This window comes from Psychrobacter piechaudii, assembly GCF_900162825.1.
In the GTDB taxonomy this organism is placed as follows: domain Bacteria; phylum Pseudomonadota; class Gammaproteobacteria; order Pseudomonadales; family Moraxellaceae; genus Psychrobacter; species Psychrobacter piechaudii.
In genome coordinates this window covers 1-7,184 of record NZ_FUGE01000026.1, presented here as the reverse complement: position 1 = coordinate 7,184, position 7,184 = coordinate 1, and the positions used below count along the sequence as shown (strand labels likewise).

The 7,184-nt window shown below is 43.1% G+C and carries 7 protein-coding genes; 5 read left to right on the top strand and 2 right to left on the bottom strand.

What is annotated here, in order from left to right; all coding sequences use genetic code 11:
* Positions 1 to 183: transposase (locus A1019T_RS13835; protein WP_279626159.1), on the top strand; the 183-nt coding region annotated here is incomplete at its 5' end.
* A 126-nt stretch (positions 184 to 309) separates the two neighbouring features.
* Here the strand turns inward: A1019T_RS13835 and putP are convergent.
* Entirely contained in the window at positions 310 to 1,806 is a 1,497-nt protein-coding gene (gene putP, locus A1019T_RS00470; protein WP_077449946.1) for a sodium/proline symporter PutP, read from the bottom strand.
* Between the two features lie 421 nt (positions 1,807 to 2,227).
* Positions 2,228 to 3,100: a LysR family transcriptional regulator gene (locus A1019T_RS00465; RefSeq protein ID WP_077448535.1), complete on the bottom strand. Its 873-nt coding sequence runs from the start codon at positions 3,098 to 3,100 to the stop codon at positions 2,228 to 2,230.
* A gap of 334 nt (positions 3,101 to 3,434) precedes the next feature.
* Between A1019T_RS00465 and leuC the strand changes: the two genes are divergently transcribed.
* The 4 genes from leuC to A1019T_RS00445 form a co-directional block, all read left to right on the top strand.
* The gene (gene leuC, locus A1019T_RS00460) at positions 3,435 to 4,871 is read left to right on the top strand and encodes a 3-isopropylmalate dehydratase large subunit (protein ID WP_077449945.1); all 1,437 of its coding nucleotides are present in this window, start codon (positions 3,435 to 3,437) and stop codon (positions 4,869 to 4,871) included.
* Between the two features lie 45 nt (positions 4,872 to 4,916).
* Positions 4,917 to 5,567 (top strand): 3-isopropylmalate dehydratase small subunit, encoded by a 651-nt coding sequence (gene leuD, locus A1019T_RS00455; protein WP_077449944.1) that lies wholly within the window; start codon positions 4,917 to 4,919, stop codon positions 5,565 to 5,567.
* Between the two features lie 92 nt (positions 5,568 to 5,659).
* Positions 5,660 to 6,763, top strand: coding sequence for a 3-isopropylmalate dehydrogenase (leuB, locus tag A1019T_RS00450; protein ID WP_077449943.1), 1,104 nt, complete (start codon positions 5,660 to 5,662; stop codon positions 6,761 to 6,763).
* A gap of 157 nt (positions 6,764 to 6,920) precedes the next feature.
* Positions 6,921 to 7,184, top strand: a 264-nt coding sequence (locus A1019T_RS00445) for a helix-turn-helix domain-containing protein (protein ID WP_143514050.1), incomplete at its 3' end; no start/stop codon positions are given.

Below are 7,184 nucleotides of genomic sequence, written 5' to 3'. Positions count from 1 at the left end.
CTTGATATTCAAAAAATTATTGAAGATTCAGGACACACTATTCTATGGTTACCGCCTTATAGTCCTGACTTAAACCCTATTGAGCAAACTTGGGCTTGGGTTAAGAAAAAGCGTCAAGATTGGGGAATAGATTGTATCGATACGTTATTCTTCTATTTTCTTTGGCTGTGTGACTGTTTTTAAGGGCTATGACTATATCTTGCTGACCAAATCATTTTAATTGAGCTAATAAAGCAGTAGTTATAGCCATAAAAAAACCTCGCACTAGTGCGAGGTTTTTTATTATCAGAGTTTATTTACAAGCGGTTATTAAAGATTGGTTTCCATCTCTTCAAACTTCGCTTTGATATGAGCACTTGGCTCAGCTGTCGCTAGACTACCAATAACAATAGCGATTGAGCTTAAGATAAAGCCTGGAATGATGGCATATAACCAGTCATTTAAAGGAACACCGGCTGATGTCTCAAAGCCGCCGTATACCCAAAGAATAACAGTTACGGCACCGACAATCATACCCGCTAGGGCACCATTACGGTTCATACGCTTCCACATCAAGCTAATAACAACCAATGGACCGAATGCTGCACCGAAGCCTGCCCAAGCGTTAGATACCAATGATAATACTGAGCTGTCAGGGTCAGAAGCTAAGAAGATAGCCACTACTGCAACCAATACTACCGAGATACGACCTACCATTACTTGACGTGCTTCTGGAGCTTCTCTATCAAAGAATAACTTATAGACATCACGAGTCAGCGAACTTGATACCACTAGCAGCTGTGATGAAATGGTACTCATGATAGCCGCTAAAATAGCCGCCAATAAGAAGCCTGAAACTAAAGGATGGAATAAGAAGTTAGTGAAAACTAGGAAGATAGTTTCTGGGTCATCTAAAGTCATGGCTGTTTTTTGGACATAAGCACGACCAGCGAAACCTGTCATTAAGGCACCGATTAAGCTCACAATCATCCAGCTCATACCAATTCTACGGGCTGTTGGCACATCTTTTACAGAGCGAATGGCCATGAAGCGCACGATAATATGAGGTTGACCGAAGTAACCCAAACCCCAGGCCAATAATGACAAGATACCTAAGAAGGTCATACCGCTAAAGATGTTTAGCATTTCTGGGTCAATATTGCGAATGGCAGTGGTTGTTGCGCCAACACCACCCAGATCTGTAAAGGCAACCAAAGGCACGATAATCATAGCCAATAGCATGATCACACCCTGCACAAAGTCAGTGGTAGATACCGCAAGGAAACCACCGAATAGGGTATAGATAACAACCACACCAGCAGTAACCCAAAGTCCGGTGCTATAAGACATACCTAGAGCACTATCAAACAATTTACCACCACCGGCTAAACTCGCTGCGGTGTATACAGTAAAGAATAAGATAATAACGATGGCTGAAATAACACGCAATAGATGCGATTTATCTTCAAAGCGGTTGGCGAAATAGTCAGGAAGGGTAATCGCATTGTCCGCGATTTCGGTATAGACACGCAGTCTTGGTGCTACCAATAGGTAGTTGGCAAAGGCACCGATGGTCAAACCTAGGGCAATCCAAATACTGACCACACCAGAGCTGTACATATAACCGGGAAGACCCAGCAATAACCAGCCTGACATGTCAGAAGCACCGGCTGATAAAGCGGCTACGCCAGGGCTCAAGTTACGACCACCTAGCATATAACCTGCAGAGTCGTTATCGGCCTTAAAGTAGGCCCAAACCCCGATCCCAATCATCAATAAGAAATAAAGAGCGAGCGATATGAGCACGCCAGTTTCAATTCCATTCATAACATAATCCTTATGTAATATATTTTTTGAACATAAAAAAACCATTATGTGACTTGTATCATAATGGTTCTTTCACAAAAACTAAAAGAGTATTAGCAGAAGTTAAAAGATTTCTTTTGGTATAACTCATGCAAGTCAAACATAAGCCTTAATAATTCGAATCTTTACATGCTCGACGTGTTAGTTACACGCCATTAACTTTTGGCAATATGGTTGCATTATAGAGTAAAAAATAAGGGATTACGAATGCAATTAAAATTTGAAACTGATTAGAAATTCAATAAGGTCATTTAGAGGGGGCTTTAAATTGGGGGGATAACGATAATAAAAACTTGCTGAAGAAGCCGAATAAAAAATGCTTTGACTCTTATTAAAGTTAAAGCATTTAGGTGACAACACAAGCAAGACAGCCAAACTAGACTTATTCAATAGGCGCCAACATCTGCATTAACGCATCGACACTAGCAGAACGTGTCAAGCTTGGGTTAATCACCACGCCCAAGTAGCGTTGCAGCTCTAAGTCTTTGGCCATATCAATGGTAGCTAACTCATGATTGATTAAAGTTTGGGGTAGCACTGACCAACCTAGACCGACAGAGACCAACATACGAATAGACTCAAGAGGGTTGGTGGTCATGGTGGCATATGGTTTTAAGTTCTGTTTGGCAAATTCCGCCAAAGTAATCTGACTGGTAAAGGTATTGGCTGCTGGCAAGATAGCTGAATAGTGTGCTAATTGCTCCAAAGTTACATTTGATTTTTTTGCTAAAGGCGACAGAGTGCCCGTCACGAAAAATAAGGGATCTGACCAAAGCGTATGGTAAGTCAAGCGCTTGTCATATACTGGCGGCAAAGTTAAAAAGGCCAGTGACAGCTCACCATCAAGCACCGCCTTGTGTGCAGCCTCTGAATCCACAAAATGCACTTCAAGCTGAACCGAAGGGTAAGTTTGAATAAACTGCTTTAGCACAGGAGGCAAATGATGCAGTCCAATATGATGACTGGTACCAATAACTAATTTGCCAGAGATGGTCTGCTGTGAGTTTTGGATATTAATCTTAAAGTTATCGTAATCATCCAACCAGCGCTTGGCATGAGGCAATAACTCATTAGCAGCAGCGGTAGGCACGATACCACGCCCTAGCGTATCGAATAGGGTAACCTTAAATTCATCTTCAAGATTTTTGATTCGCTTACTGACAGCAGGCTGAGTAATAAAAAGTTTTTCAGCCGCTCCTGAGATACTGCCCGTTTGCATTACAGTGATAAAGGTGGTCAAATTTGTGGTATTCATGGTCAGCCTAAAACTATCAAAAAAGGAATGGAATTTATAAGTATAATATAAAGTTTGCTATATGATAAAAATCATCAATTATTATTATATAAGTTAGCTGTTATAATCTCAATACGTAAGGCGAGTTAAGTTAAGATTATTATATATAATATCAGCCACTAAATTGGCTTAAATATTTCAATTATATTAAATACCTTAATTATAGCAGTGGTAAGGGGAAATATAGTCTTTAATTACCATCGCCCTTAATAGATTATTAATAGCAAGATTATCACTTTCGTAAATTACTTTTATTTATACCTACAAACATTATAAGCCAGCAAGGAAGTATTCCATGTCAGCAACACAATCAAATACCGCAAAAACATTATACGACAAACTTTGGGATGCTCACTTAGTCAGTCAGCGTGATGATGGCTCAAGCTTAATTTACATTGATCGCCATTTATTACATGAGGTGACCAGCCCTCAAGCTTTTGAAGGTTTGGCTTTGGCCAATCGTGAGCCTTGGCGTTTGTCGGCCAACATTGCTACTCCAGACCATAACGTGCCTACCGTGCGTAAAGAGCGTCTAGAAGGGGTAAGTGGCATTAAAGATGAAGTGTCACGCTTACAGGTAAAAACCTTAGATGACAACTGTGCTAAGTTCAATATTGCTGAATTTACCATCAATGATGCCCGTCAAGGTATCGTACACGTGGTGGGTCCAGAGCAAGGCTTAGTATTACCCGGAATGACCGTGGTATGTGGTGACTCTCATACCGCGACTCATGGTGCTTTAGGCTGCTTGGCACATGGTATTGGTACCTCTGAAGTTGAGCACGTACTAGCCACACAGTGCTTGGTACAAAAGAAATCTAAAAACATGTTAATGCGAGTCGATGGTGAGCTTGGCGAAGGTGTTACCGCCAAAGATGTGGTATTGGCCATTATTGCTAAAATTGGTACCGCAGGCGGGACGGGCTATGCCATCGAGTTTGCCGGTGAAGTTTTTGAAAACATGAGCATGGAAGGTCGTATGACCGTGTGTAATATGGCTATTGAAGCCGGTGCTCGTGTGGGTATGGTAGCCGTTGATGACACTACCATTGAGTATGTCAAAGGCCGCCCTTATGCCCCAACAGGTGAGCAGTGGGAGCAAGCGGTTGAATACTGGAACACGCTACATTCAGACGAAGGCGCTCATTTTGATGCCATCATTGAATTAAATGGCAGTGAAATTGCGCCTCAAGTGTCTTGGGGAACCTCACCAGAGATGGTGGTCGATGTAACCCAAAGCGTACCAACTTTGGAACAAGCCAAAGATGAAGTACAAAAAGAAGCTTGGAGCCGAGCTTACGAGTATATGGGATTAGAGCAAGGTCAGCCTATTACAGAGATTAAGCTTGATCGTATCTTTATTGGCTCGTGCACCAACTCACGTATCGAAGATTTACGCTCAGCGGCGTCAGTGATTAAAGGACGCAAGGTTGCGGATAATGTTAAGGAGGCCATCGTAGTAGCTGGCTCAGGACAAGTGAAGCAGCAAGCTGAAGAGGAAGGGTTAGATAAGCTGTTTGTTGAGGCAGGCTTTGAATGGCGTGAGCCGGGCTGCTCAATGTGTTTGGCGATGAACGCTGATAAATTGCAGCCAAAAGAGCACTGCGCCTCTACCTCAAACCGTAACTTTGAAGGACGTCAGGGAAATGGCGGTCGTACTCACTTAGTCAGTCCAGCTATGGCTGCGGCTGCGGCTTTGGCCGGTCACTTTGTGGATGTACGCAGCTTCTAAGCTGTCTCAGAAGTTTAAATCACACCCCATTTAAAGGAATATACCATGCAAGCTTATAACACCCAAACCGGTATCGTATGCCCCCTTGATCGCTCAAACGTGGATACCGATCAGATCATCCCTAAGCAGTTTTTAAAATCTATTAAACGCACAGGTTTTGGCGTTAACCTATTTGACGATTGGCGTTATAAAGATGAAGGCTATCCAGGTCAAGATCCATCAACCCGTGTGATTAACCCTGACTTTGTCTTAAACAAACCGCGCTATCAAGGAGCAACCATCTTGCTGGCTCGTGATAACTTCGGCTGTGGCTCAAGCCGTGAACACGCGCCCTGGGCCTTATCAGAGTACGGCTTTCGTACTGTGATTGCCCCAAGCTTTGCCGATATTTTTTATAATAACTGCTTCAAAAACGGCATGTTGCCGATAGTCTTGCCTGAAGAGCAAGTGGATGAGCTGTTTGAAGCTTGTTTTGCCAATGAAGGCTATGAGCTTACCGCAGACCTAGAGCGTCAGGTGGTAGTGACCCCTGAAGGTAAAGAGTTCCCTTTTGAAGTAGATGAGTTTCGCAAGCATTGCTTGTTAAATGGTTTAGACGATATTGGCTTAACGTTACAGCAGCAGGATGCCATCGAAGCTTATGAAGCCAAAATGAAGCAAAAGACACCTTGGGTATTTAATGAAGTTAAAGCATAAGCCCAGCACCAACTTTATGACTAAGCCTTTCAGTTGTCTCATCAACTAATAGGCAATAAAGATTTGAGAACTATTATTTAGGAACACAGAATATGGCAACCGTATTAACTCTAGCAGGGGATGGCATTGGTCCGGAGATTATGACCCAGGCCGTTGCAGTATTAAAAGCAGTCAATGAAAAGTTTGAGCTGGGTCTGACTTTAGAAGAAGGGGACTTAGGCGGTGCAGCTATCGATAGAGCTGGAGTGCCTTTACCGGAGGACACGTTACAAAAAGCAAGAGCGGCAGATGCGGTATTATTGGGCGCGGTAGGCGGTCCTAAATGGGATGGCATCGAGCGTAGCATTCGTCCTGAGCGTGGTCTGTTAAAAATCCGTAGTGAGCTGGGTTTATTTGCCAACTTACGGGTGGCTAAGCTGTATCCACAATTGGCCAATGCTTCAAGCTTAAAGCCAGAAATCATCTCAGGGTTAGATTTGCTAATCGTACGCGAGCTGACGGGCGGTATTTATTTCGGTGAGCCTCGCGGTATCCGCACGCTAGAAAATGGTGAGCAGCAAGGCTACAACACCATGGTCTATAAGACTTCTGAAATTGAGCGTATTGGCAAAGTGGCGTTTGAATTGGCCAAAATACGGGCCAAAGCCAATGGTACAGCCGCTAAAATTTGTTCAGTGGATAAAGCCAACGTCTTGGAAGTGACTGAGCTTTGGAAGCAGACCATGATTAAGCTGCAGCAAAGTGAGTATCCAGAGGTTGAGCTAAGCCATATGTATGCTGACAATGCTTGTATGCAGCTGGTGCGTGACCCTAAGCAGTTTGATGTGATGGTAACCGGCAATATGTTTGGCGATATTTTATCGGATGAAGCGGCGATGTTGACCGGCTCTATCGGTATGCTGCCTTCTGCGAGTTTAGATGAAAATGGCAAAGGCATGTATGAGCCTTGCCACGGTAGTGCACCGGATATCGCCGGTCAAGACAAAGCCAACCCTTTAGCGACTATCTTATCAGTGGCCATGATGCTGCGTTATACCTTCAAGCATGAGGTATCAGCGGCAGCTATTGAGCAAGCGGTAAGTGACGTGTTAGACGATGGTCTACGCACTGGTGATATCATGGATAGTGATGAGACAGGCTTGACCCTAGTAGGCTGTAAGCAGATGGGTGAAGCAGTATTAGCCAAGCTAGGTTAAGCATTTGTAATATTGTACAGCGGTAATTAATAAAAAAACCCGAATCTTATGGTTCGGGTTTTTTTATTTTTTTAATAACTTTTAGCATTTTAAAAAATAATACCAATTCCAAAAAATAAGGTACAATATAACCAACTCAACAACATAATAGAATCATATGCCGAAAAAAACCCCTAGAAACCATAAGCTCACAGACCACGATTTTCTGCAATTATCTAAAACAGAAGGCAGTGCCAGAGCGCGAATCAGACTACTCATGCTGCATCAACTGAGTCAAGGTCATCCTATAGCGACCGTCGCAGAGAACTTTGGCTATAACCCTAGAAGCGTCTATACCATAAGAAGGAAATACTGGTTGCATGGTATCACTAGTGTCTATGACGCAGCTGGCAGAGGCAGAAAGAGTCTTTTAGCAGAAAAA